Here is a 26,124-nt window from a genome sequence, read left to right on the forward strand (position 1 = left end):
ATGAAAGTAGCATTAGCACAATATACATCAGCTGAAATAAAAAAAGAAACTAGATTTTTAATTGATTTTTCAAATGACTTGGAAGTATGGTTTTCAGAAAAAAAATATGGCAATGATTTAATGGAAATTGTAATTGGAATTATATGTGTCAGTCCAATATTTGAGCAATTTTTTAAGCCAAAGCCACCAAAATATACAAAGGAAAAAAAACATATAAAAAGTGAGGGATTTGAATATGAAGTTGAAAAATGCCTAGAATATAGTATAAAATTAGATTTTGAAACATTTAAGAGCTCTTCAGAAGTCGAAGCTAAAAAATATTTATCATCAGAAATTATAAAATCATTAGCAATTATAGAAACTATGAAAGTTAAAATTAAAGACTTCGATTTGATAAATTTTAAAACAGATTTAGAAGATTATTTTAAAGAAAAAGGATTGATATAAGAACGGTAGTTACCCGCTCTCCGAAGTCTTCCTTATGAAGAGCTGCGCAAATGTCCCCGCTCTCCGAAGTCTTCCTTATGAAAAGCTGCGCAAATGTCTCTGACTTTGCGCAATTTTTTTTGTTTCTTAGAAATTGTAAACTTGCTAAAAGTCTCCCGACTTTTTACGTTTAGTTCTTATATTATCTTGATTTTTTTTCATTCAGGAAACGATATTCTAAGAAAATTAGTTTTAAAGTCAGAGACCCCTGCTCTCCGAGGTCTTCCTTATGAAAAGCTGCGCAAATGTCTCTGACTTTGCGCAATTTTTTTTGTTTCTTAGAAATTGCAAACCTGATAAAAGTCTCCCGACTTTTTACGTTTAATTCTTATTGCCTTGATTTTGTTATTCAGGAACAACATTTAAGAAAATTAGTTTTAAAGTCAGAGGCTTTGAGATGTTTTCGTTTTCCAATTACATTTGTTTAAAATGGCGCAAAGTAAGAGACATTTGAGCAGCGTGAATAAGGAACACTTCAAAGAGCGGAGGAGACAGAATATAACAGACTTTAAAAAAAACAGAAAAACCTATTCGATCAGTTTCGAATAGGTTTTTTGTGTATAATTATAAAATGATCTTCCAATCAATCTACTGGGAATTTTGTAACATCCTGCTGAAATTAAATACTTCTTAGCATCTTCTCATTTGTATCTTTAATCGTATTTTAAAACCATTTTATAATCAAAAAAATAAGTTATGGCAGAAATTAAAATTGAGAAAAAGAAACCGATATGGCCGTGGATTGCGGCAGTGCTGATAATCGGAGCACTTATATACTACATCTTTGTAAAAGATCATGAAGTTCACAGTGAAAGCACTGAAATCGAAAATACTACAAGTGCACAATAGGACACAATAACAGGAAACATTGAAATCAATATTGGTTTTTTCGCGTATTAGGTAAAATTGAAAAAACAGTTGATAATATTATTTATAAAAAATTATGGAAAATAAAGACAAAAACTTATATAGACTGGACGAACTATCTAATTATAAAATTGCTTCAAATTATTCTGATGTAAGAGGATGGAAGATAGTAGACGCTGACAACCATACAATAGGCAAAATTGATAATCTGTGGGTTAATAAAGATATGCAGCGCGTAGTCTACCTGGATGTGAAATTAGATAAAGGATTAATAGACGACAACCGTAATGAGGTGCGTGATGTTATAGCGAACGACAATGGAAAGGGATTTATCTATAAAGAAGGAGACAGCCATATAATCATACCAATTGGATCTGTAAACATAAATAAAGATACGAAAATTGTTATGGCTAACAGTATTGGTTATGATACATTTAGAAACACAAGCAGATATAACAGGCAGTATAATTTTGACAGGGACTATGAAAGAAGAGTAATGAAGTCCTATTATCCTGAAAATGATCCTGGCCCCGGCTATGATAGTGATGATGACGCTTTTTACAACCGCAGGGAATTTGATAACCACTAGTGTTATTGATTAGCGTATCTTATATCAGGGAGAATTGTTATATTAAAAAATAAGATTAAAAAGATCAAACGTTTAATAATGTTTGATCTTTTTTTTGCAGTATCCTGCGCAATAAAATCAAACTAAGTATAGCCTTATATTTTAACATTTATATTTTTATATTAAAAGTAAACCAACACTTTATGATTTGAATTCTGTTAAGTCATCTTTTGGACATACAAATCGTATTTATTTGTATATGAAAACGGATTAAATAGTGATAAAAATTTGCTGGTCATTTTAAATCGAATTTTGCTGGTAATTTAATTTTGATATAAGATAGTCAATGATAGTGACTTTTGTAATAGCTTAAAAAACTGCAATTTTTCCTGTTTGCATTTCGCCTAAGCTTGTAATTATTTTATAGATATAAATTCCTGAAGCAGTATTTTTCAGATTGATGTTAGTGGTTTTAGAAAGTAAGGGGTGCGTAATAATACTTTGTCCACTAATATTATATAAATAGAAAATAGCGTTTTGCTCTTTTTTTGCTTCAATATTTAATTCTTCATTTTTACTTAATAGTGTGGGCTGGACAAAAAACAAATCATTGCCTAAATAATTAGCATCAAGAATTAGAGAACTTATTACATTATTGTTTTCTAAAATTATATTGATTTTATATTTATTGCTGCCCTTTATCGGGGCAGCATCTAAAAAGGAGAATGTTTTTGAATTGATATCATTTATGGTGCTAATAACACTTTCGGCATTATTAATCATTTTTACTAACTCAATTCTTTTAATATTGTACAAGCTAAAAAGACTGGCATTGATCTTTACATTATTCTCTTCAAAAATTTCTGCCAAAGCCAACTCAAAATAACAATTTGAGTTTTGAGCATACTGTAATGTTGATTCACTTTTTATTCCTTCGCTATTGTCAAATACAGGAATAACAGTGTAAGTTTTTCCGTCAGTATAGGTGTAAGTAGCGTTTGTTATTTGCTCTTTAAATTCTAAATGATCTCCTGTAAGTTGATAAATATTAAATGAAGCAACATCGGCAGGTTTGTCCCAATTAATTTCTGTTGTACCATCACAAACTAAACTCGTACTGATATTCAAATCATAAGAAATCGTAAAGCTATCAGAGATATAATCGGTATTAGCAATGGTCATTTTTAATTTTGCTTTTGAAAATTTTTGTTCTGCAGGGGTATAAGTAAATTGTTCACTATCCAGATTTATACTATTCGCAATAATTTCCCAAGTCTGTCCATTATTGTAACTAATAGACAATTGTCCTTGAATACCAGAAAATGAAGAATCCCATTTGAAAGGCGAAATAGTTTTTCCGTCATAAGGGAAATTATCATTATGAATAGGGTAGTTCCATTCAAATTGATTTTCCAATTCATACTCGTAAGCGATGCTGTATTCCTGAGACGTATTGGAGACGTATGAACCAATAATGTTGATAGTATAAGATCCGGATACTGGGTTTTCACTAGTTACTTGCTCTATAGTATTAATTTTATCTTTACCTCTTACAGCTTGTTGCTCTGGAGCATCAGGATTAAGAATCCAGGGTAAAAAAGTGGTATTGTCAGCCGAAATTACTTCTATATCTAAATCGTTTACCAAACTTATATTACTATTGATTGCAGCGGGCAAATCATTCCATACTAATGTGATTTTTAAGTTTTCTGCATTTGACGGAACCTTAATGGTATGTGAATTAGTCTGTCCAGATGTCAAATTACCAGATATAATTCTATTTTCGCTGATGGTTTTTAAACTTTTATTAGCATTGATATTACCATAGCCATAGGTGAAATCCGGGCCTGTGTTGCCTAAATCTTTTGCACTATTAATTAAAATTGCTTTTGTGAGCGCATTCGTCAAAGAGGTATTGTTTATTGTTTTATAATGTTGCTTCATCAACGTAATAATTCCTGTAGCTAATGCTGTAGAATTTGAAGTTCCCTGTGTGCTAAAGGCCACTAACTCTGGTTTTACACGTCCGTCATAGGCTGGGCCTTTTGATGAAAACGGCATAATTATTTCATTTTGGTTAATACAACCCAATACAATACTGTTTTTAGATTGCTTGAAATTACCCGTAATAGATTTATAACCCTGGAGTCCACTATTACCCGAGGAAAAGCAATGCGTCAAATCTGCATTTGAGAATAATTGAAAGTCATAGGCATTAGCGAGGGAGCCATAAAAATTCTCAATCAATGTGCCGTAGGAATGATTTTGGGTGGCTGCACCCTCTAAAGTTGCTACTTCATCGGGATAAATATTCAAAAAGTCAGACGATTGTATTTTAGCCTTTTGAACGACTCCTTTTCCTAATGCAGAACTATTTCCTAATCCGGAAACTATAGTTGCCATAGCTGTTGCATGGCTCGTTACATTAGCCGATTGTGTTTGAGAAGTAATGTGTTTATTTAACAGGTCTATATCATTTAGATCAAAAAAATCATCTTTGATAGAAACAACCTGATTTTCGCCTGTTAAAAGAGGAAAATTAATATTCGCTTTATTTATAGAATTTATACTAAAATTTTGATCTATTATTTTAGATTCAGCTTTTGGATGTAGGGATTCTTGCGAAATAGAAGACACATTGTTCAACCCTATGATTTCATCAGTAATTTTTTTCGAATCACTGTTTATGATCACAAGATGGTTATCGAGTATTTTAATATCAGAAATACGAACTGATTTCAATTCAGTAATTAAAGCTTCGATTGTATCAGTTGCAATTATATACTGTTTTTTTTCCTCATGATTTGAAAAATTTGAGGGTAATTTCCATAAACTATTAACGGGAAGATTTTTTTTTAAAGACTGGTCAAATCGTAAATTTTCATTTTCAATAATACAAAAAGTACTGTCCAGTTTTTTTACAACCTTGTATTTGTTTTGATGTGCATTTTCTAAAGATGTAAAATAGTATTTCTCAAATTTTCTTTCGTTTTCTTTTTTGATGTATCGTTTCCATTTTTCAGCACTTTGCGAGAAACTGATTATAGTTATCATAAAAAAGAGGAAGGTAATTTGTTTCTTCATTTACTATATAGGTTAGAAATTATAAACATTCTTGTCAATTGCAACAAAGGTTAACTTTCAAATATGTTTATCGCTTTTTAATTAGATAAGGCAAAGATGAAATTGTACTTAATGGTTTCTATTTGAAATATTTATCCATGTAGTAAAATCAAAGTTATTAAATTATTTGTAAAAATTTTATGATTTTTTATTTCACTGAAAATCTTCAAAATCTGTGAGAATAAAATTCTATAGTAATCGTCTTTTATAATTAATGCTATTCTGAAAGATGAAAAATAATTTTTTTAACACTGCTCAAAAAAAAACGTGGAAGTAGCATAATGATGCTTAAATGATTGATTTGTATTTAATTACTGATTTTACTGGGCTTGCCGTAATAATCAGATAATTATTATTAAATAATTGCCAAAAAAATAACTGCGAAAAAATGTTAAAAGTGTTAAATTTTAAATTTATAAGTATTTTAAGATTAAAAATTATATAAATTTGATGACAAATATTACAATATTTTGTGAAGACCCCCTTTTTATCAACTGAATTTAACAACCAAAAAAAACTACTTATGAAAAAAATTAAATCAATTTTAGCCGTGTCGCTTATAGTGCTACTAGTGCTGTCTTGTAATAAAGAAGATGAGACAGTTCAAACAAATCAGGAATCTCTTAAAGTAACACCAGAAGTATTAAGTAAAATTAAATCTCTTTCACTTAATACTACAGATGTTCAGGTTATTAAAAATACTAATTTAGATGGTACAACTGAGGATGCCTTCCTTATAGAAGGTGATATTGTCATCACACAAGATCAATTAGACAAAATGGATCTTCACGGAGGTATTACTACAGAACAATACCGTACTACTAATTTAGTTTCTGCTCCAAGAACTATCAGAGTTGTTGGATTAACAGGAACTGGTACATCAGCCTTGAGTACAAATATGCGGAATGGACTGCAAGCGGCTATAAATAGATACAATAATTTAGGTTTGTCTATTAATTTTACGTTAACCTTTAGTTCAAGTACTTCAGGTGCAAATATTGTTGTAAGAAGACAGACAGGGTCTGCCGGTGGAGTAGCAGGTTTCCCTTCAGGAGGGAATCCTTATAATTCAGTTACATTATATTCAGGATTAGATTCTTATTCAACAAATGTAAATGCACACGTAGCTGCACACGAAATAGGACACTGTATTGGTTTACGTCATACAGACTGGTTTAGCCGTCAAAGCTGTGGACAGAATTCAAACGAAGGAACAGCTGGTGTTGGAGCAATTCAAATCCCGGGAACACCTTCAGGATATGATGCTACATCTTACATGTTAGCATGTTTCAATTCAAGCGTAACAGGAGCTTTCAATGCTAACGATATTACAGCTCTGAATTATTTATACTAAAAGTTGAATTAGAGTTGTCTTTACAAAATATAAGAGGCTGTTTCACACAATTTGTGAAGCAGCCTCTCTTTTATTGGATGTCTGTTCTGAATCGATTCTTACTATATCTAGAATTAATTAACAATAAGAGTATTTGGGAATGTTGCTTTTCTTAACATGAGCAAGCAGATTTTAAACACTTTTTGAGGATTTTAAATTTAAAATCAAAGAATATGAAATTCAATAACTCACCGTAGTTTTCAAAAATCTAAGTTTTGCCACGATTCTGCCACAAAACTTTTGAGTGTTTTTATAAAGATTGAAAAGTGTTTTAAATGAAAAAAATGGCAATCCTTTGAATTCTATTCAGACAACTATTTAGTTTGAATTTTGAGTATAAAAAAAGTCCTAATTTTCATTAGGACTTTTTGTGGGGAGAGCAGGATTCGAACCTGCGAAGTTCACACAGCAGATTTACAGTCTGCCCTCGTTGGCCGCTTGAGTATCTCCCCGATCTCAGCATTGATGCGCTTTGTTGTTCTAAGCGGTTGCAAATATATAAACGTTTTTGATGTTTACAAACTAAATTAGCACTTAATTTTAAGTTATTTTTGAATTAATTTTTAATTAGTTGGTATTGAATAAAATAAAAAAATCTCCACTAGGGAGATTTTTTTATTTTATACTGAATATTGTTCTTATTTGGCTAAAAGTTCTAGAATTTTTGCTTTTAATTCAGGACCTCTTAAGTCTTGAGCAACTACTTTTCCTGATGCATCAAGAATAAAAGTTGCCGGTATTGATTGAACTCCATATTGAGCAGCAATTGGTTCGTCCCAAAATTTTAGGTTCGAAACATGTGTCCAGGTTAAACCATCTTTAGCGATGGCTTCTTTCCACTTGCCAACTTCTTTATCTAAAGAAACTCCAATTATATTTAATCCTTTAGCGTGTAATTCTTTGTAAATAGCTACAACATTCGGATTCTCTTTTCTGCATGGTCCGCACCATGAAGCCCAAAAGTCAACAATAGTTACTTTTCCTAAACTTTCTTTAAGCGAAACTACTTTGCCTTCAGGATTTGGAGCAGAAAAATCTGATCTTCATTTAGCGCTGCCAACAGGAGGAGCTGATGCACCAACTGCAGGCAATTTTGCTGCACCGATTTTTGTTTTGATTTCTTTACCAGGTGTAGTGCTTTTTAATGACTCATCTAATGAGTTATATAAAGACTCTGCCTTTTTTATATCTGTTGTAGGATCACCTAACATACCTTGAATGATCAAAACAGAAATGAACGATTTTGGGTGACCTTCAGCGTAAGTAAGATATTTCTTTTTAGAATCTGTCTGAACTTCCGTTTGGATAGCCATATATTGTTTCATCAAACCGTTGATAGTGGCAGTATCCTGAGCTTGTTGAGCTTGTTGCATTTTCTGAGTGTTATTTTTCTGAAAATCGACCAATCTCTTTTGAGTTTTGTTTAATTCATCCTGGAACTTCACAAACTCTTCATTACTGTAAGTACCTGCAATTTTAGATTTGTGAATACTGTCTTTATCAATTGCAACAGTGATTTCTCCTGTTTCTAAGATGAAAGGAATTGGTCCCTGTGCATCCTGAAGAATTAATGTATGGAAAGCTGGTTCAGCTACTTTTCCTTTTATTTCAAATTTTTCGTTTTCAACTTTTACTGTATCAAGGGCAACTGTCATTTTTGTTGTTGGATCCTGACCTTGAAGAATGATTGTTTTTCCGTTCGCAATTCCTTTTGCAGTTCCTGTAATTAGGTATTCTCCGTCTTTAACTTTGCTGCATGAAATAATCGCTACAGAAGCTGTAAGTAAAAAAAATATTTTTTTCATTATTAAATATTAATTAGTTAATTGATTTGTGCAACAAAAGTATCTAAAAATATAAAACAGAAAGAATTTTGTAACCTAAAATTTTGTTATAGTTTTTATGTGCTTAATGTCCCTAATATCAAGGGATTTGTTTGTTTTGTTCCATTTAAAACTATTAAATATATTTTTATTTTGATAAAAAAGCTACGATTTCTTAATTTTCAGGCATAAAAAAAGCACTCTGATAATAGAGTGCTTTTGGGTATATAATAGTAAAAAACTATTCTTGATTTGTTTTCTTTCTCCAGGTAAAAGAGTTCAAAATGTGTCTTTTTGCGAATCTTCCAGGAGAATCAGCGTTAACCATTTTTACGTAAGTTGCTTTAGGAACACTAATGTATTCATAAACACTTCCGTTAGAGAAATCAATAATTAAACGACCGTCAACAAATTTATAATCAGTAATTGAACAAGTTGAAATCGTTTCTGTATATTCAGGTAAATTTGCTTTAATCGTTTCAGGATTAATACTTACCAAAAAGTGATAAGCTTCAATAATCGCTTTACTTTTTTCTTCAGCCGCTTTCAAACCAGCATCATCACCTTGAAATTTATCAGGATGAGATTCTTTCATTGCATTACGGTAAATGGTTTTTAAATCTTTTAACTCAGCAGTTTTTTCTACGTTTAGTAACTTGCGGTATTCAACTATTTTTTTCATAAATAAAAGGTAACGTATTGTCTATTAGTTTGAAATGAGTGTTTTATACTTCAAAACGACAAATTTTTTGCAAAGGTACACTTTTTTTTAACTTTTTACTTTTGAAGCAAAAAATATTCGAAAAAATAAAGTATGCGTCTTGATTTAACCGCAAAATTCGCAAAGTTTTTTAACCATGTAGTATTTATAAACCGCAAAGTTCGCAAAGCTGTATGTATAAGCTTTGCGAACTTTGCGGTTAATTTTTTTTTATCATTTCAAAACTTGAAGCTTGAAACAATAAAAACCTGAAACAAATTATTTGTTCTCAGGCTTATGATTTGCCTTATCGAAGTTCTTAGACTTCTTTGGATATTTATCATAACTGATGTCGCTTGGGTTTTCGATTACTGATTTAATGGTAACCCAGTCTCCAATATTAAAATTTGAATGAGCGATTTTATAATCTAAAAGATATTCACCACAAAAATAATTGTTGTTTTCATCTTTTTCGATGATACCGGTATAAACTCCTTTTTGGGGCATTTTTTCTTGTGAATCTTTAGACATAACTTTTAAATTTAAAATTGATGCTGCAAAGTTAAGCATTTTATGTTTGTTTTAGGGAGTTCGCGACAATCTGAGTATATTTGCACATGCAAAAAAACTTTAAGCCACATCCAAATTCATTTAAAAATACCTTTTGTGTTTTTCATGAAGTGCTTCCAGATGAAATTGCGGGTTTAAAAAAACAGTTCGAAAGTAAAGCCGGAAGTACCTATTATTATACAGAAGCAGGAATGTATCGCGTTTCGAATCATTGGGGAAGATTAGCCAACAGCAAATGGCGTTTGATTGCAATGGAACCTGAAACTCCTTCAAAAACTAAAATTGGTTTTGCGGCCTGGAGCGAATTTCATCCGGATAATGCCGAAGAAAAATTATACTATATTGAAGCTTATTTTGATAAAAACACGGTAATCTATCAGCACAAAAATAATTCGGAATATGATAAAAAAGCGATTCTGAGAACGAGTTTTGAAACCACAAAACGAATCAAACAAATTAGGAATCTGCAGCAACTGACTTCCTGGGCAAAACATTTTGATGAAGATATTGATGTTTTGAGGAAAACGATTATTACTGAATTGATTTATACCGAGAAAACTTTAGAAGAAATTAAAAGAGAAATATAATGGGACGCAACAACGAAAGAAATATTAAGAAACACAACGACAAATTGCACAAAGCCCAAAACAAAGTAAAACAGGCTGAAATTGCACGTAAAGAAAAGCTGAAAGAAATCATTAAAAAGTTTAATGAGGACAAAGCTTCTGAACAATAAAAGAGATTTATAGCCACAGATTAAGAGATTAGCAAAGATTAAAAATTAAAGTTTGCCACGAATTTCACAAATTAGCACGAATTTTTTCAGACACAGATAATTTAGTGTAAATTAGTGACTCGAGTTGTAGCGAACAGGCGAAGCAAATTCGTGGCGAAAAAACAACAACCATATGAACACAAAATTTGAAGATTTAAAAGTAAGTGTACAGGAAATCATTGATTTGATCACTGCAAAACAAGATAGAGAAGCTAATAATAAATTGCTTGAAGTAAATGAAACTTTAGACGAAATGCTTGATCATGCCGAAGAAGATGAAGAATTAAGAGAAATCAGCAGATATCAGGTTTTATTGAATCAGTTACATGTGAAGATTAACGGCGAAGAAAAACTTGATGAAGAATAAATGTTTTTGCGATACAGGATTACCGTTTGAAGATTGCTGTGGTTTGTATCTTGAAAACAATCAAAAAGCACCAACCGCATTGGCCTTAATGCGCTCAAGATATTCTGCATATGCGACTCATAATGCAGATTATCTATTGGAAACAACTCATATTTCAGAAAGACCCTATTATTCAAAAACAGAAATTCTAAAATGGGCAACTTCCAATAAATGGCAAAAATTAGAAATTAGAAATTTTACTGAAAATACAGTAGAATTTAAAGCTTATTTTTTGGATTCAAATGGAAAATCACAAACGCATTATGAATTTTCCACTTTTAAACAAGAGAATAATGCCTGGTATTATGTTGACGGAAAGTTTGAATAATTGACAGAATTTGCCTCGGTTTCAACTACTTTTGCTTTAATATTTTAACTAAAAATTAATAAACGTTTCTTTTTTCGTAATTCTAAAATAGTGTAATTTTAGAATTATGAAAAACGAATTTAAAAAAGGTTTTTATTTTAAGTCGTACGAAGCCCCATTTCAGTCTCCGTTTGAAAAACTTTTTGGCATTTTCAAAGAGCTTATCACCCATACTTCGGGCGATTTTGATGAAGCTATAGACTGGCTTCGGGAGTTAGATAAAGAATATAAACTGACGGATGAGAACTACACTATCGATGATTTTATCGAAGATTTAAAAAAGAAAGGTTACATAAAAGACGAAGCAAAACCCGATGGCACGTCTGGTTTTGGAATTACTGCTAAAACAGAAAGGGCAATCAGACAACAAGCTTTAGATCAGATTTTCGGAAATTTGAAGCGCTCCGGAAACGGAAACCATAAAACCAAACATGCCGGAAATGGCGATGAACATACTGGAGAATTTCGCGAATTTAATTTTGGTGACGGTTTAGAGCGTATTGTGCTAACTGAAAGTTTGCGCAATGCACAAATCAACAATGGCGTAGAAGGTTTCATGCTGACCGAAAATGATTTGGTTGTCGAAGAAACACAATACAAAGCTCAAATGAGTACCGTTTTGATGATTGACATCAGTCACAGTATGATTTTGTATGGTGAAGACCGAATTACGCCTGCCAAAAAAGTGGCAATGGCTCTAGCCGAATTAATCACAACGCGTTATCCAAAAGATACATTGGATATTCTAGTTTTCGGAAATGATGCCTGGACGATTCCAATTAAGGATTTACCTTATTTGCAAGTTGGCCCGTATCACACCAACACCGTGGCAGGGCTTCAATTAGCGATGGATATTTTGCGGAGAAAACGAAATACCAACAAACAAATTTTCATGATTACCGACGGAAAACCAAGTTGCGTGCGCGAACGCGACGGTTCCTATTATATGAACAGTAACGGACTTGACGAGTATATAGTTGATAAATGTTACACTCAGGCCCAACAAGCCAGAAAATTACATATTCCGATTACCACTTTTATGATTGCAAACGATCCGTATTTACAGCGTTTTGTGAATCATTTTACAGAAGCGAATCAAGGAAAAGCATTTTATACCGGACTAAAAGGTTTGGGAGAAATGATTTTTGAAGATTACGAAACGAATAGGAAAAAACGCGTTAGATAGTTTTCGGTCGCAGTCTCAGTCTCAGTGTAGAGGCGCACAGCAGTGCGTCTAACACAATCTAAATAAAATAACAACAAGACATTTCAATAAAATGGAAATAAATAATATAAAAACACTCGGTCAATTAAAGGCTTCAGGATATAAAAGCATTAGTATTAAAGATGAATTGCGAAATAATCTTCGCGAGAAAATTAAGTCTGGAGCGCCAGTTTTTGAAGGTGTTCATGGCTTTGAAAACACAGTAATTCCGGAGTTGGAACGCGCTATTTTATCTAGACATAATATCAATTTATTGGGACTTCGCGGTCAGGCGAAAACACGTTTGGCGCGTAAAATGATCGAATTATTAGATGAATATATTCCGTTTGTTACGGGTTCTGAAATTAATGACGATCCGTTAAATCCGATTTCGCGTTTTGGAAAAGATTTGATTGCCGAAAAAGGGGATGAAACACCAATTTCATGGTTACACAGAAGCGAACGTTTCTTTGAAAAATTAGCCACACCAGATGTAACCGTTGCCGATTTAATTGGGGATGTGGATCCAATTAAAGCAGCGAATTTAAAATTATCGTATGCAGATGATCGTGTGATTCATTTCGGAATGATTCCGAGAGCGAATCGCAGCATTTTTGTAATCAACGAATTACCCGATTTGCAAGCCAGAATTCAGGTGGCTTTATTTAATATTTTACAGGAAGGTGATATTCAGATAAGAGGTTTTAAATTGAGAATGCCGTTGGATATGCAATTTGTATTTACCGCAAATCCGGAAGATTATACCAACAGAGGAAGTATAGTAACACCTCTTAAAGATAGGATTGGTTCTCAAATCCTGACACATTATCCCGAAAGTGTTGCCATTGCACGAATAATTACAGAGCAGGAAGCTAAACTGGACGAAACGCAAAGTGAAATAGTGTATGTGCCAAGTCTGGCTAAAGATATTTTAGAGCAAATTAGTTTTGAAGCTCGTGACAGCGAATATATAGATAATAAAAGTGGTGTAAGTGCCAGAATGAGTATTACAGCTTTTGAGAATTTAATAAGTACTGCAGAGCGTCGTGCCTTAAAAGCCGGAGTGGATCATACCATTTTGCGTTTGTCTGATTTCATCGGAATTATCCCCGCTATTACCGGAAAAGTAGAATTGGTTTATGAAGGAGAGCAGGAGGGAGCGGCTGTGGTGGCGCAGAATTTAATTGGTTCTGCGATTCGAACTTTGTTTTCAGATTTCTTTCCAAAAATTGAAAAATTAGAAAAACCAGGAGAAAAAACACCATATTCTGATTTGATAGAATGGTTTTTTGCCGAAAGCGGTTTCGAGTTATTAGACGATGCTACTGATGCAGAATATCAAAATATCCTTGATGAAGTAACGCCATTGGATATTTTAGTGAAGAAGTATCAGCCTCAATTAGATAAAAAAGATAACTATTTCATGAAAGAATTTATTTTATGGGCTTTGGTTGAATACAAAAAATTAAGCAAAGATCGTTTTGCGCAAGGACATCAGTTTAAAGATATGTACGGAAGCTATATTAGCAAATTATAAATTGTGAATTATAAATTAGGAATTAATAAAATTGCATAAAAATCAAACCCGACAGCTTTTAAAAAGCTTTCGGGTTTTTTATTTGTTGAAAATAAGGTAATTACCAGTTTTATTTCCTCTACCTTGCTCCGTTGGCTGTATTTGCAGTCTTTCCCAAAATTAAAATGGAAGAAGGTTTTGAAGATTTGATTGCGAGTTATATCGAGAATAAAGTAGGTATTTCGGAGCATTTTTTAAGCAACGAATTGGCTGATAATCTCAAACAAAATCTGCTCGATTTAAAGAAGAGAAGTTTATTGTCAGAGGCGGGAATAGGGAATTCAGAGAAGCTTTCTTATGATGGCGCTGTTAGGAGTGATTCGATATATTGGCTGGATAAAAAGCATAATAATGTTTTTGAAAATGCCTTTTTTGCTCAAATTGATGCTTTTATCGTTTATCTAAATGAAAGCTGTTATGCCGGAATTACGGGATATGAATTCCATTATTCGTTATATGAAAAAGGTGATTTTTATCTACAACATTTAGATCAGTTTAAAAATAATCCGAGTCGGAAGTATTCTATGATCAGTTATCTTAATAGTAATTGGCTGGAAAGCGATGGCGGTGAATTAATGATTCATCAGGAAAATAACAATCAAAAAATTTCGCCTACTCAGGGCAAAACGGTTTTCTTTAAAAGCAATGAATTAGTTCATGAAGTTTTGGTTACTCAAAATACCCGAATGAGTATTACGGGTTGGCTGAAAAGTGATTAAATTTATAAATGTTATTTTTGATTTTGATAAAAATGAAAAAATGGAAATCAAATATATTTTAGAACTCAACGGTATAATAATAGGTTATACAGAATTTGAATTTGCAGACCCACCAATGGGGGTAGTGCATGGAAAAATAATATTTGATGAAATTGATTCTCCGTATGACTTTTTTAAAAATCATTGTAAAAAATTTAATGTTCAGATAAATACAGATTTCCCTAACGAAAAGTTTATTGATACAGCTATAATTCCTCAATTAAAAGTGTTTTTGCAAAATGAAAATCAATTGCACGGTTGGGGCGGAGCAATCTCAGGAATGGATTCTGATGAATTTGAAATTCAATTTGGAGGTATTTCTTCTGAGTTAATGCAAACTGAATTTAAACATCATTATATAAGATATTATAAGCATGAATAAAAACCAGAAACATATGTCTTATTTTTGCACTCAAAATTTGAACCTATGTTATTCCTTATTTTAAGTATTCTGTGTAGTGTAATAGTTGGTGTTATATTCAAAATTACCCGAAAATATAATGTTAGTCCCATTCAAATTGTAGCATTCAATTACATATTTGCTCTACTGCTTTGTTACTTTACTTTTAAACCTGATATAAGTCAGGTCGATGGAAATGCTCCCTGGAATATTTACATCGCCATTGGTGTTTTACTACCAATCGTTTTCCTGTTTTTAATTACTTCGATTAAACATATGGGAATCGTAAAAACCGATGCCGCACAACGATTATCACTTTTTATCCCTATACTGGCTGCCTGGTTTATTTTTAAGGAAGAATTTAATTCTTATAAAGTTATCGGACTCCTAATAGGCTTTGTGGCTCTTTTATTCATTCTCAAAAAACAATCAGCAAATACAGAAAATAAGTGGATTTATCCAACGGTTGTTTTACTTGGTTTTGGCTTGATTGATATTCTTTTCAAACAAATAGCACTTTATACCACTTTACCTTATACAACTTCTTTATTTGTAGTTTTTGATATTTCTTTAGCCATTTCTTTACTGGTTGTTGTTTATGAAATCGTTTTGAGAAAGGTAAAATTGAAAGCTAAAAATATTCTTTTTGGAGGTTTGGTCGGAATTTTTAATTTCGGAAATATATTGTTTTACCTAAAAGCACATAAGGCATTTTCAGATAATCCGTCAACTGTTTTTGCCGGAATGAATATGGGTGTTATTATTTTAGGAAGTCTTGTTGGCTTGCTTTTTTTTAAAGAAAAATTATCCAAAATTAACTTCATTGGTCTCTTTTTGGCCTTAATTGCGATTGTTTTTATCGTTATTTCGCAATTTAAGTAATTTTTTCTGTAGCTTAATTCGTTAATTTACAGGCTCTTTAATGTTAAGTTTTAAATTATTCAAAAATAAACTCTACTAATTCTATAGAATTTAAGAAATATATTTATAAATTTGCCCCAACAATGAAATACTCTAGTCAATATATCATTCAGGTCATGTGCGCCACCACGTTGTGTTGCATGATGAACTATGCAGTGAAATGGCGTTAATAGAAAATCACTTGTTAGTTATTTTTTTTTTAGCCTTTCATGCACCATGAAAGGCTTTTTTTAGAACTATTAAAAAATTAAGGAAATGAGATCAAATAGAAATACGAATATTATGATGCAGTGTTGTCTGATAAAAATTCCATGTTGTCGAATGTGCATGTGGAATAAACGCTTTTCATAAAAGAATGAAAAGGAGTTTTTAATGATGAAAAAAAATACAAATCAAATATTCAAATTTAAAAATATATACACTATGAGTGCAGAAATAATTAAACAGAACCCCTTTCAATCGATGATTGATCGTTTTAATGTCGCAGCTGATATTCTTAATTTAGAGGAATCAATCAGAGAAAAATTACAACGTCCCGAAAAACAAATTGTCGTTAATTTTTCGATTGTGTTAGATAACGGAAAGGTTCAAAATTTTGAAGGATATCGCGTTATTCACAATACAGCTTTGGGACCATCAAAAGGTGGAATTCGCTATGATACAGCCGTAAATCTTGATGAAGTTAAAGCACTTGCAGCCTGGATGACCTGGAAATCTGCCGTTATTGGAATTCCTTTTGGAGGAGCAAAAGGCGGTATCATTTGTGATCCCAGAAAACATTCTAAAACAGAATTAGAAAAAATTACCAGAGGCTACACCAAAGCATTAGCTGATATTTTTGGACCAAATAAAGATGTTCCGGCACCGGACATGGGAACAGGTCCTGACGAAATGGGCTGGTTAATGGATGAATTTTCGTTACTTCACGGCAAACCAATTCATGCTGTGGTAACCGGAAAACATTTGCATTCCGGAGGTTCTTTAGGAAGAGTAGAAGCAACCGGAAGAGGTGTGAGTATTATTACGTTATTAGCCCTTCAAAAATTAAGATTAAGGCCTGCAAGATCTACTGCTGCTATTCAGGGATTTGGAAATGTAGGATTGCATTCGGCTTTGTTTTTATATGAAAAAGGAGTAAAAATTGTTGCGGTTAGTGATGTTTCAGAAGCTTTTTATAATCCTGACGGACTTAATATTCCAGAGTTAATCTTGTATTACAACCTGAACAACAAAAACATTAAAGGGTATCCGAATTCAGGTGCTATTAAACACGAAGATTTGTTGCTCTTAGATGTTGATGTATTGATTCCGGCGGCTAAAGAAGATGTAATTACACAGAAAAATGCAAAGGATATTCGGGCCAAAATCATTGTGGAAGGAGCAAACGGACCTATTTCGTCAGATGCAGATAAAATATTGCATGATAATAAAGTTTTAGTTGTTCCTGATATTTTGGCGAATGCCGGAGGTGTAACCGTTTCTTATTTTGAATGGCTTCAGAATTCGCTTTTAGAATCATGGAGAATTCATCAGATTAATACACGTTTGGAAGATATTTTGGAAAAAGGTTTTGAAACTGTTTTTAGAATTGCATTAAAACACAATGTGACGCCAAGAATCGCAGCGTATATTATTGCTTTGCAAAAAGTGGCTGATACGCAAGCTGTAAAAGAGGTAGCATTAGAAGAACCAAAATTCAAACAGAATTAAATTTTTGTAATAAGATTAAGATTATTTTCATCAGTTACAAAACTTGCGATTGCAATTTTTTGATTGATGAAAATGTCTTTTTTCGTTTTGTATCAAATCAATATAAAGTAATCTTTAAAATGAGACATATTAATTTTCTCGCTTTCGCAATGCCTGCTTTTTTTCTGTTTCTGTTTTTAGAATATAAGCTGGCACAACGCAAAAAAAGACCTGAGATTTTCAATTATGAAAGTTCTGTTTCAAACATTAGCATTGGTATTGCCGAAAGATTAATTAATCTTTTTATCGCTGCCAGTTTTTATCAATTGTACTATTTGATTTATGATAATTACAGGCTTTTTGATATTCCGAGTACTATTTTTGTTTGGTTTGCCTTAATCCTCGCTACCGATTTTGTTTGGTATTGGTATCATAGATTAGGACATGAAGTTAATTTTTTCTGGGCCGCGCATATCGTGCACCATCATAGTGAAGAATTTAATTTTACGGCTGCTGCCCGAATTACGACTTTTCAGGCAGTTATTCGAACAGGATTTTGGTGTGTTTTGCCTTTCGTTGGATTTCATCCGGCTATGGTTATTACAATGCTGATTGTTCATGGTGCGTATTCTTTTTTTACGCATACTCAACTTATCGGCAGAATAAAATGGCTCGAATATGTTTTTGTAACGCCTTCTGTTCATGGTGTTCATCATGCTTCTGATGAAAAATATCTGGATAAAAATTACGGAGATATGTTTACTTTTTGGGATCGTCTTTTTGGAACTTTTCAGGAAGAGGAAGAAAAACCAAAATACGGATTGACCCATCCGCTAAAAAGCTACAGTTTTCTTTGGCAGCATTTTCATTATTACTTTGAGATTTATGAATTATGGAGACGTTCCAATGGATTTAAAGCCAGATGGAAAGCCGTTTTTGGAAGTCCGGCACATATGGATCAGGATATTCGACCAACATTAGAAAAACGCTTTTTACAAGACAAGGAGAATCCCCATCAACGACTTCGATTCCGAAATTATCTTTATATTCAATTAGGAGTTTGCACTTTGCTTTTAACCGTTTTTACCTATTATTTTGAGTATTTAAATGCTTTAGATAAAGCTTTTGTGTTGTTCTTTATTCTTATTACATTGGTTAATTGCGGTGCTTTATTAGAACAGCGAAAATGGATTTACTATTTGGAATATGGCAGAATTTTTATGGTTACAACCTATTTTTTATATGAAGAAGATTTGACAGTATTTTTCTTTGTACCATTAGCGATTATGATTTTTGCCGAGCAATTGTTTTCATTGAGCAAACGTTATCAAAATGTCGTGCTGCAGTTAGAGACTTCGGAGTAAAGAGTAAAGAGTAAAGAGTAAAGAGTAAAGAGTAAAGAAAAAAAAAGATTTTTTAATTTATGATATAGAGTCCCAGCGGGACATAATGTTTATAGAAATGTTTAAATCATGCGATCGAACCCCATCAGGGTGACATATTTCGCTCTGCTGGAGCTTTATTGGTAAACCTAAATATATTTGCTATAAACATAATGCCTCGCTGGAGCTTTACCTTGTCAACGTGTAATAATTGCCTATAAATATATAGTCCCGTTTCGATTTTATAATTCGTGAAAATTCGTGCAATTAGTGGCAAACTTTTTAAATCGTCTTAATCGCCATTATCTTCTCTTCAAAAGTATCTTTAAAATCAGATTTGCTTTTGATTCTTGTTTTGTACGTATAAATGGTAGCTACAGAAAGTTCCAGAAATTCAGCCATTTGATTACTGTCCTGAATTCCTAATCGGTATAAGGCAAAAATCCTGAGTTCAGTATTTAAAAGCTCTCCTTTTTTGACGGTGCATTTATGATCATTTGGGAATAAATGATTAAAATCGGTCACGAAAGTGGGGAATAATTTCAGGAAGATTTCATCAAATTGATGGAAAAGATTCTCGCGTTCTTCCTTCACATTGTAACGTTTCAAACTCGCAATAACTTCATCTGTTCTTTTGGTGATGATTTTATGAAGCGTACTTTTCTGGATATGATCTATTTTATTAATGAAAGCTGAGGTTGCCTTAATAAAATACGTAATATATTCTTCCTTAATGGCATTGGCTTCACTCAGACTAATGTTCATTTCCTGAAGCTGTGCATACGAAGAAGCCATTATTTTTCTGGCTTTGTTTCTTTCTTTTAATTGTTTGAAAATGATAATCAGGAACAAAACAATAATCACAGTAAGGATCGTCAATAAAATAATGATTCTTTCAAGTTTATCATTTTTATCTTTTACGTTATTTAACTGTGCTTTTTCAATAATAGGTAAGATCGACGAAATCTCAATTTTTCTATGTCTGGCATTATAAAAAGTGGCGTCATCCATCGCAATATTGATGTATTCGTTAGCCTTATCCAAATACCCCATTTTAAAGAGTTCATTGGCTAAATTCCGAAGTGCAACGGTTTCTTTCGTCGCATTTTTAACATCGGCAATAGCGGCAAGTGCCAGGTAATAAATGGCTTTTTTTGTATAGCCTCTTTCGGAATAAATATAACCGAGGCTCGACGTTGCGATTCCGTAATAATCTGGCGGCAATTTGTAATTGTTGATCCAATAGCTGAAGGCAAATTCGGCGCCACGCCAATCTTGTTGTTTTAATCTTTTTAAACTTTCGGCGGCCCAATATTCATTGGTATTGGTTCCAATCAATTCTAAAGCTTTTTTGAGGAAATGATTTCCTTGTTGCACATAATGAATGTTAAAACGCTGATCTTTATTGTAATCGGCTAAATCGTAATACGCGCGGGCTTTTATGGAATAATATTCGAATTTGTTCTTTTGATCAAGTTTGTTGTCATCAATTACATTCAGCGTGTCAATAGCTTCTTTAAAAAGTCCGGATGAAAGTAGTACAAAACCTTCTTTAATTCGGCTTTTAGCCAAATATTTAGGATCTTTTAAAACAATTGCTTTAACTTTTGCTTCTTCTAAATAATAATAAGCCGAATCGTATTTAAATGATTTATACTCGTCAAACAACGACATATAACTATTATAAAGCTGCTCGTTGTTTTGACTTACGGTAAATTTTGATACGTCTTTTTTTAATGATTCTATTTTTCGATACTTCTGTTTTAAGTAAATATCTTTTTTAAGAAGCGCTTTATCTAATTCTTCCAGAACAGGATTTGTCTCTTTCGCAGTTAGAGAAAAACCTGTAATAAAAAAAAACAGAATGTATATTCTTCGCATGGTTTTGTTTTTGGTTTAGGGTAAAATATTTTGGTGAGTTTGAGTTAATTCGTTTTTTATTCAGGGTAAATGGTAATCGATAATGATTACATAGCTTTTTAGATTCTGGTAATTCTCTTAATAACAAAGCTATAAAATTTGGATCATCGAACAAAAACAAGATCTAAATGTTAAAAGTAGTCTAATAATTTGCAATTATACAATAAAAAGCAATAATATATATGTATAGTGAAAAAAATATAGGCTTTAATTTACATATTGTCATAAATACTATTATTTAGATGTCAGTTTTTATCTAAACAACATCTTGATTTTTGTATTTGTTAAAATATTGTAAATATTTGATTGTCAGTTTATTGATTGTTGAAATATTTGAATTACATCTTGATTTTTATCAGATATTTTTTTTTAGGTTTTTTTAACATCTAGCTTCGCCTTGTCCTTTTAAGGGATAAAAAAACTAACAAACAAACCACAAATTTATGAGATGTAAAAGTATTTATTGGTTAGCTGTTATGATGTGTCTGGTTGCCATTGGCTGTGACAATATTGATGACGGAAGCTATGTCGATCCGATTACCATTTATGAGAAAGTAAATGGAGATTGGGGATTAACAAATTTGAAAATGGTAGATGAATCTGCGAAAGCAAATGCGATCAAGCCAGACGAAGAAAACTTGAGTACGTACTTTAACTACGAGGATTTTAAAATCAGATTTAGTGTAGACGAAAAGAACCAACCAACAAGTTACGAAGTTATGGGCAATGTTCCTCCTTTATTTGCCCCGAAAGGATATTGGAAATTAAGCTCAGATTTTCAGCAGACTAATGCAAGTGCAGTAAGAATCTATCTGTACAGCGATGCTCAAAAAACACAAAAAACAGATGAACTTCGATTAACATCAGTTCCGGGAAGCAACGACGAAATGGAATTTCAGTTAGTGCATTCTTCTAACGGAACTCCTTTTGTGTCTTATGTATTCAAATTAAATGCTATTAATTAAAGTAATATGAAAAAGTTTATATATACAATTTTACTTGCCCTTTTGATGGCTCCTAATTTTATTCAGGCTCAGGAAGAAGCCGGAGCTGTAGGCAGTATAACATCATTTCCTGTAGTTTACAAATACGATGAAAAAGTAACATGGTACTTTGATCTTTCAGAAACTACATTTGCTGAAAATGAAGATCTTTATATCTGGATTTGGTCACCATCTGAACCGGATGCAGGACATTGGGAGAACTCATCCGATTTTGCAAAACTTACTCACGTAAAAGATAAAACCTGGAGTTTCACTTTAACACCAACTACTTATTTTTCTAAAACACCAGCTGAAATTGCAGCAAGCGCTGGATTTTGGTTTCGTTTAAAAAACAAAAACGGATCGAAGCAAAGTGGTGTAGCCAATGTGGCGTACACTGATTTCTCCTCATTTTATACAGCTAATGAGTTAATCAGAGCCTATCCTACAAAACCAACAATAGACAAAGGAGTTAGTATTTTGTTTAATGCCAATTTGGCTCCGGGCTTTGCTGGTGCTACGAGTGTACACATGCATAGTGGACTGAACAATTGGGATATTAAACAAGAATACCAATCATGGCTTCCGGACATCGTAGAAAAAACTAAACTAAAAGATTTAGGAAACGGTTTTTATAAAATGGATTTAGTTCCAAAAGATTATTACAATGCACCAGATGGTTATGTAATGGAAAATTTGGTTTTCCTGATGGTAAAAGACGATTGGGCAGGAACGATTCCGGATCAGGTTTTATACGCTGGAGAATACATTCCGCCACCGTCACCAGTATTTGGATTTTTTCCTTTACAAATCAGTCAGAAAGATTTTCTGGGAATGTCTCGTAAAAATAACGAGCCGGGTGTAAATAAATTAATTTATAAGATTAACGCGGGCAGTAAAGTAATTTCAGGTGAATTTGCCGGAGGAACAGCTGAGATTAAAGGATTTGTCAATTTGGTTTCTGAACTTAATGGAATTCCTGGTTTAACTGAAATTCATGTTTTGGTAAAAGACAATAAAGACAAAACAATTTCGGATACCACAATTCCTCTTAAAACTTTAGACAAATAATTCACTATCGAATTAAAACATCAATTCTAATGAAATGAGCATAAACCAAAAAAGGGTCATGATTCCAATATTGGATATGCGAATTACATATGACCGATAAAAAAACAAAAAATAACTACATATGAATAGTAAAAATAAAAAAATAGTCCTGCATCAAATGTGGACTACTAAAACTGTGGTATTCCTGATTTTCATGCTTTTTCTTTCGGCAGGAACGTTTGCTCAGGAAAAAAAGCAGGTATCAGGTACCGTTTATGATAATACAGGGACTGTATTACCAGGTGCATCGGTAATTGAGGTTGATACTAAAAATGCCACCACAACAGATTTTGACGGAAAATTTACTTTGTCTGTAGCCGTAGGAGGTTCGATTGAAGTGTCATTTATTGGATCAACAACTCAAAAAGTACAGATTACATCGGCAACGAAATCCAATATCGATGTTCGTCTGCAAAACGATGGTTATCAGTTGGCAGAAGTTCAGGTTGTTGCTGTTGGTTATGGAACTCAAAAGAAATCAGATTTAACTGGTGCCATCTCAACCGTTCGGGCAGATGATTTAGTAAAAGGAACAATCTCTTCTACAGAACAGGTTTTACAAGGAAAAGTGGCGGGTTTAAATGTTATTCGTCCTTCAGGAGATCCTGCAACGGGTTCAACTTTGCGTTTACGTGGAGGAACTTCATTAACAGCAAGCAACAGTCCGCTTATTGTAGTTGATGGAATTGCCGGTGTTGATATCAATGTTGTTCAGCCTTCTGATATCAAATCGGTAGATGTTTTGAAAGACGCTTCGGCGACAGCGATCTACGGATCAAGAGGAGCAAATGGAGTTATCATTATTACTACAAAATCAGGAACAAAAGGTGTTTCAGTTACCTATAGCGGATTATCAAGCATTGGTTATGTGAATGACAACTTAGATCTTTTATCAGCCAATCAATGGAGAGGATATGTACGCCAAACCGGAAATAAAGATGCCATTGATTACGGTGGAAATACCGATTGGCAAAAAGCAATCGAACAAACGGCTATTTCACAATCGCATACGTTAAGTATAAATTCTGGTAAAGCAGACAGCGGTTTTAGAATGTCACTCTCTTATTTGAATAATGAAGGTGTTATCAAATCGACAGGACTTGAAAGATTGAGCGGAAACGTTAGCGGATACCAATATCTTGGAGACAATAAAGAGGTGAAATTTGATATGGGTTTATTTGCTAATATCGACAAATGGCATCCGTTAGATTACAGAATTTTTGAGCGTTCTTATAACTTAAACCCAACGATTCCGGTATACGATGCTAATGGAGAATTCACATCAGTTGGAGGAACAATTTATGAAAATCCGGTTGAAATTTTAACCAACAGAACTGTTGATAACGAAAGACACAGATTGTTAGGCTATTTTAAAACTGAAGTTAAATTTTTAAATGATTTTATGGCTGTGGCCAATATTTCATTAGAACATAACGCAGTTCAGGGAAGTACTTACAAACCAAGTTATGCTGTTATGGAAGGAAGAACAGAAGATGGTTACGCTCAAAAAACATATGCAGAATACACCAATGCACAAGGAGAACTGTATGTGAATTACAATAAAACTTTTGGAAAACATACGGTTAGTGCTTTAGGCGGATACTCTTATTTGGAAAATATTTATGAAGGTTTTGGCGCACAAAGAAGCGGTTTTGTATCCGATGCATTTAGTTATAACAATTTAGGAGCCGGATATAATTATCGTTTAGGTGATGTGTATTCTTATAAAGGAAAATCAAATTTGGTTTCTTTTTATGCTCGTGCTAATTATAGTTTTGACAGCAAATATTTGTTTACTGCAACAGTAAGACGAGATGGTTCAAGCCGTTTTGGAGAAAACAATAAATGGGGAACTTTTCCATCAGCTTCTGCAGCTTGGAGAATTTCTAACGAAGAATTTATGAGCTCGACAAAAGACTGGTTGGGTAATTTAAAACTAAGAGTGGGTTACGGAGTTACAGGTAATCAGGATGGAATTGGCGAATATAAATCGCTTTCAATATTAGGAGTTGGAAATGACAGTTACTACGATCCGGTTACACAAACCTGGAGCTTGGCTTATTCTCCAAAACAAAATCCGAATCCGGACTTGAAATGGGAATCTACAAAACAATTAAATATTGGTGTTGACTTTACGCTGTTTGACAGAATCACAGGATCATTCGAGTATTATTCAAAAAACACAGAAGATTTGTTATACACTTATGAAGTGCCTCAGCCTCCATATTTAGTGGGAACAATGTTAGCAAACGTTGGTGAAATGTCAAATAAAGGAGTTGAGCTTACGCTGAATGCAGATGTTATCAAAGGAGATAAATTTTCATGGAATGCTAATTTGACTTTAGGACACAACGTTCAGAAAATAGAAAAATTATCGAATCCAACTTATCAAACAGATGTTATCTATAGTGGATCTCTGCACGGATTATCTGGAATGTCAGGACAATATTCTCAAATTATAGCGGAAGGATATCCTGTTGGAACTTTCTGGGGATTCAAAAATGCAGGACTTGACGCTGATGGAAAAATGTTATACTACAATGCAGCCGGTGATAAAGTTCTAGGTGATGCTTTAGTTGACGCTGATAAAGGCGATTTAGGAAATATTCAGCCAGATTTGACTTTAGGAATCGGAATGAATTTTACCTACGGAAATTTTGATTTAGGTGTTTCAGGTTACGGAATGTTTGGCCAAAAAGCATTAAATGCTACTAATATGATGTTAAATGATCCTAACCGTTTACCAGCGTATAATGTTCCGGATGATTTCTTAAATAGCGGTATTACTTCATCTCCAAAATATTCAGATTATTGGATAGAAGATGCTTCTTTCTTCAGACTTCAGACTCTTTCAGTTGGTTACACTTTTCCTTTGAAATCTAAATCATCAAAATTCAGAGTGTATGCTATGGGAGAGAATCTGTTTGTAATTACAGGTTACAAAGGGGTTGATCCTGAGATTGGTCTAAATGCACAAGATGGTGTAGATCAAACCGGATTAGCAGCGCCCGGAATCGATAAGTACAATAATTATCCGCGACCAACAACGATTTCTGTTGGATTAAATTTTACGTTTAATAATTAAGCGATTAACTCAAAAATA

At 33.0% G+C, this 26,124-nt stretch carries 23 protein-coding genes, 1 tRNA gene and 1 pseudogene; 18 read left to right on the forward strand and 7 right to left on the reverse strand.

Annotated features, from left to right (window positions below; genetic code table 11):
- The 3 genes from IHE43_RS11380 to IHE43_RS11390 all read left to right on the forward strand — a co-directional run bounded on the left by IHE43_RS11380 (window position 1) and on the right by IHE43_RS11390 (window position 1,942).
- Complete coding sequence (locus tag IHE43_RS11380) at window positions 1–447, forward strand: hypothetical protein (RefSeq protein WP_192188029.1); 447 nt, start codon at window positions 1–3, stop codon at window positions 445–447.
- Between the two features lie 735 nt (window positions 448–1,182).
- Complete coding sequence (locus IHE43_RS11385) at window positions 1,183–1,335, forward strand: hypothetical protein (protein WP_192188030.1); 153 nt, start codon at window positions 1,183–1,185, stop codon at window positions 1,333–1,335.
- A gap of 94 nt (window positions 1,336–1,429) precedes the next feature.
- On the forward strand, window positions 1,430–1,942 hold the full coding sequence (locus tag IHE43_RS11390; RefSeq protein WP_192188031.1) for a PRC-barrel domain-containing protein: 513 nt from the start codon (window positions 1,430–1,432) through the stop codon (window positions 1,940–1,942).
- A gap of 348 nt (window positions 1,943–2,290) precedes the next feature.
- Here the strand turns inward: IHE43_RS11390 and IHE43_RS11395 are convergent, their stop codons facing one another.
- Window positions 2,291–5,005: a S8 family serine peptidase gene (locus IHE43_RS11395; protein WP_192188032.1), complete on the reverse strand. Its 2,715-nt coding sequence runs from the start codon at window positions 5,003–5,005 to the stop codon at window positions 2,291–2,293.
- A 562-nt stretch (window positions 5,006–5,567) separates the two neighbouring features.
- On the opposite strand from IHE43_RS11395, the gene IHE43_RS11400 reads away from it, so the two are divergent.
- Window positions 5,568–6,398: a M57 family metalloprotease gene (locus IHE43_RS11400; RefSeq protein ID WP_192188033.1), complete on the forward strand. Its 831-nt coding sequence runs from the start codon at window positions 5,568–5,570 to the stop codon at window positions 6,396–6,398.
- Window positions 6,399–6,808: 410 nt separating this feature from the next.
- Here IHE43_RS11400 and IHE43_RS11405 read toward each other — a convergent pair.
- From IHE43_RS11405 to IHE43_RS11425, 5 genes and pseudogenes are all read right to left on the reverse strand, one after another.
- Window positions 6,809–6,889 (reverse strand) — tRNA-Tyr (locus IHE43_RS11405).
- A 186-nt stretch (window positions 6,890–7,075) separates the two neighbouring features.
- A pseudogene (locus tag IHE43_RS24035) lies at window positions 7,076–7,462 on the reverse strand (peroxiredoxin family protein); the annotation flags it as partial.
- An 18-nt stretch (window positions 7,463–7,480) separates the two neighbouring features.
- Entirely contained in the window at window positions 7,481–8,242 is a 762-nt protein-coding gene (locus tag IHE43_RS11415) for a DUF4369 domain-containing protein (protein ID WP_192188034.1), read from the reverse strand.
- A 259-nt stretch (window positions 8,243–8,501) separates the two neighbouring features.
- Window positions 8,502–8,942, reverse strand: coding sequence for a KTSC domain-containing protein (locus IHE43_RS11420; RefSeq protein ID WP_132036946.1), 441 nt, complete (start codon window positions 8,940–8,942; stop codon window positions 8,502–8,504).
- A 297-nt stretch (window positions 8,943–9,239) separates the two neighbouring features.
- Window positions 9,240–9,491, reverse strand: coding sequence for a hypothetical protein (locus IHE43_RS11425; RefSeq protein ID WP_192188205.1), 252 nt, complete (start codon window positions 9,489–9,491; stop codon window positions 9,240–9,242).
- Between the two features lie 86 nt (window positions 9,492–9,577).
- Between IHE43_RS11425 and IHE43_RS11430 the strand changes: the two genes are divergently transcribed.
- From IHE43_RS11430 to IHE43_RS11480, 11 genes are all read left to right on the forward strand, one after another.
- Entirely contained in the window at window positions 9,578–10,117 is a 540-nt protein-coding gene (locus IHE43_RS11430; protein WP_192188035.1) for a hypothetical protein, read from the forward strand.
- Window positions 10,117–10,266, forward strand: a complete 150-nt coding sequence (locus tag IHE43_RS11435) for a hypothetical protein (RefSeq protein WP_192188036.1) — start codon at window positions 10,117–10,119, stop codon at window positions 10,264–10,266. The genes IHE43_RS11430 and IHE43_RS11435 overlap by 1 nt, the downstream gene beginning before the upstream one ends.
- A gap of 172 nt (window positions 10,267–10,438) precedes the next feature.
- On the forward strand, window positions 10,439–10,672 hold the full coding sequence (locus IHE43_RS11440) for a hypothetical protein (protein WP_192188037.1): 234 nt from the start codon (window positions 10,439–10,441) through the stop codon (window positions 10,670–10,672).
- Entirely contained in the window at window positions 10,662–11,039 is a 378-nt protein-coding gene (locus tag IHE43_RS11445; protein ID WP_192188038.1) for a YchJ family protein, read from the forward strand. Before IHE43_RS11440 ends, IHE43_RS11445 begins: the two co-directional genes overlap by 11 nt.
- Window positions 11,040–11,145: 106 nt before the next feature.
- Entirely contained in the window at window positions 11,146–12,264 is a 1,119-nt protein-coding gene (locus IHE43_RS11450; protein WP_192188039.1) for a VWA domain-containing protein, read from the forward strand.
- Between the two features lie 91 nt (window positions 12,265–12,355).
- Window positions 12,356–13,819, forward strand: a complete 1,464-nt coding sequence (locus IHE43_RS11455) for a sigma 54-interacting transcriptional regulator (RefSeq protein ID WP_192188040.1) — start codon at window positions 12,356–12,358, stop codon at window positions 13,817–13,819.
- 164 nt (window positions 13,820–13,983) lie between these two features.
- Complete coding sequence (locus IHE43_RS11460; RefSeq protein WP_192188041.1) at window positions 13,984–14,577, forward strand: 2OG-Fe(II) oxygenase family protein; 594 nt, start codon at window positions 13,984–13,986, stop codon at window positions 14,575–14,577.
- Window positions 14,578–14,617: 40 nt separating this feature from the next.
- Window positions 14,618–14,998 carry a hypothetical protein gene (locus IHE43_RS11465; RefSeq protein WP_192188042.1) on the forward strand — a complete coding sequence of 127 codons (381 nt, stop codon included), beginning with the start codon at window positions 14,618–14,620 and terminating at the stop codon, window positions 14,996–14,998.
- Between the two features lie 45 nt (window positions 14,999–15,043).
- A complete protein-coding gene (locus tag IHE43_RS11470; RefSeq protein WP_192188043.1) occupies window positions 15,044–15,898 on the forward strand; it encodes a DMT family transporter in 855 nt (284 codons plus the stop codon).
- 462 nt (window positions 15,899–16,360) lie between these two features.
- Complete coding sequence (locus IHE43_RS11475) at window positions 16,361–17,647, forward strand: Glu/Leu/Phe/Val dehydrogenase (RefSeq protein ID WP_192188044.1); 1,287 nt, start codon at window positions 16,361–16,363, stop codon at window positions 17,645–17,647.
- Window positions 17,648–17,766: 119 nt separating this feature from the next.
- Window positions 17,767–18,990: a sterol desaturase family protein gene (locus IHE43_RS11480; RefSeq protein ID WP_192188045.1), complete on the forward strand. Its 1,224-nt coding sequence runs from the start codon at window positions 17,767–17,769 to the stop codon at window positions 18,988–18,990.
- A gap of 300 nt (window positions 18,991–19,290) precedes the next feature.
- Here the strand turns inward: IHE43_RS11480 and IHE43_RS11485 are convergent, their stop codons facing one another.
- Entirely contained in the window at window positions 19,291–20,889 is a 1,599-nt protein-coding gene (locus tag IHE43_RS11485; RefSeq protein WP_192188046.1) for a DUF6377 domain-containing protein, read from the reverse strand.
- 482 nt (window positions 20,890–21,371) lie between these two features.
- Here IHE43_RS11485 and IHE43_RS11490 point away from each other — a divergent pair, with 482 nt between their 5' ends.
- The 3 genes from IHE43_RS11490 to IHE43_RS11500 all read left to right on the forward strand — a co-directional run bounded on the left by IHE43_RS11490 (window position 21,372) and on the right by IHE43_RS11500 (window position 26,106).
- Complete coding sequence (locus IHE43_RS11490; protein WP_192188047.1) at window positions 21,372–21,893, forward strand: DUF5004 domain-containing protein; 522 nt, start codon at window positions 21,372–21,374, stop codon at window positions 21,891–21,893.
- A gap of 6 nt (window positions 21,894–21,899) precedes the next feature.
- Window positions 21,900–22,982, forward strand: coding sequence for a hypothetical protein (locus IHE43_RS11495; RefSeq protein ID WP_192188048.1), 1,083 nt, complete (start codon window positions 21,900–21,902; stop codon window positions 22,980–22,982).
- A 121-nt stretch (window positions 22,983–23,103) separates the two neighbouring features.
- Entirely contained in the window at window positions 23,104–26,106 is a 3,003-nt protein-coding gene (locus IHE43_RS11500; RefSeq protein ID WP_192188049.1) for a TonB-dependent receptor, read from the forward strand.
- Window positions 26,107–26,124 lie beyond the last annotated feature (18 nt).

The sequence above is a fragment of the Flavobacterium sp. MDT1-60 genome, from assembly GCF_014844035.1.
Classification (GTDB): Bacteria; Bacteroidota; Bacteroidia; order Flavobacteriales; family Flavobacteriaceae; genus Flavobacterium.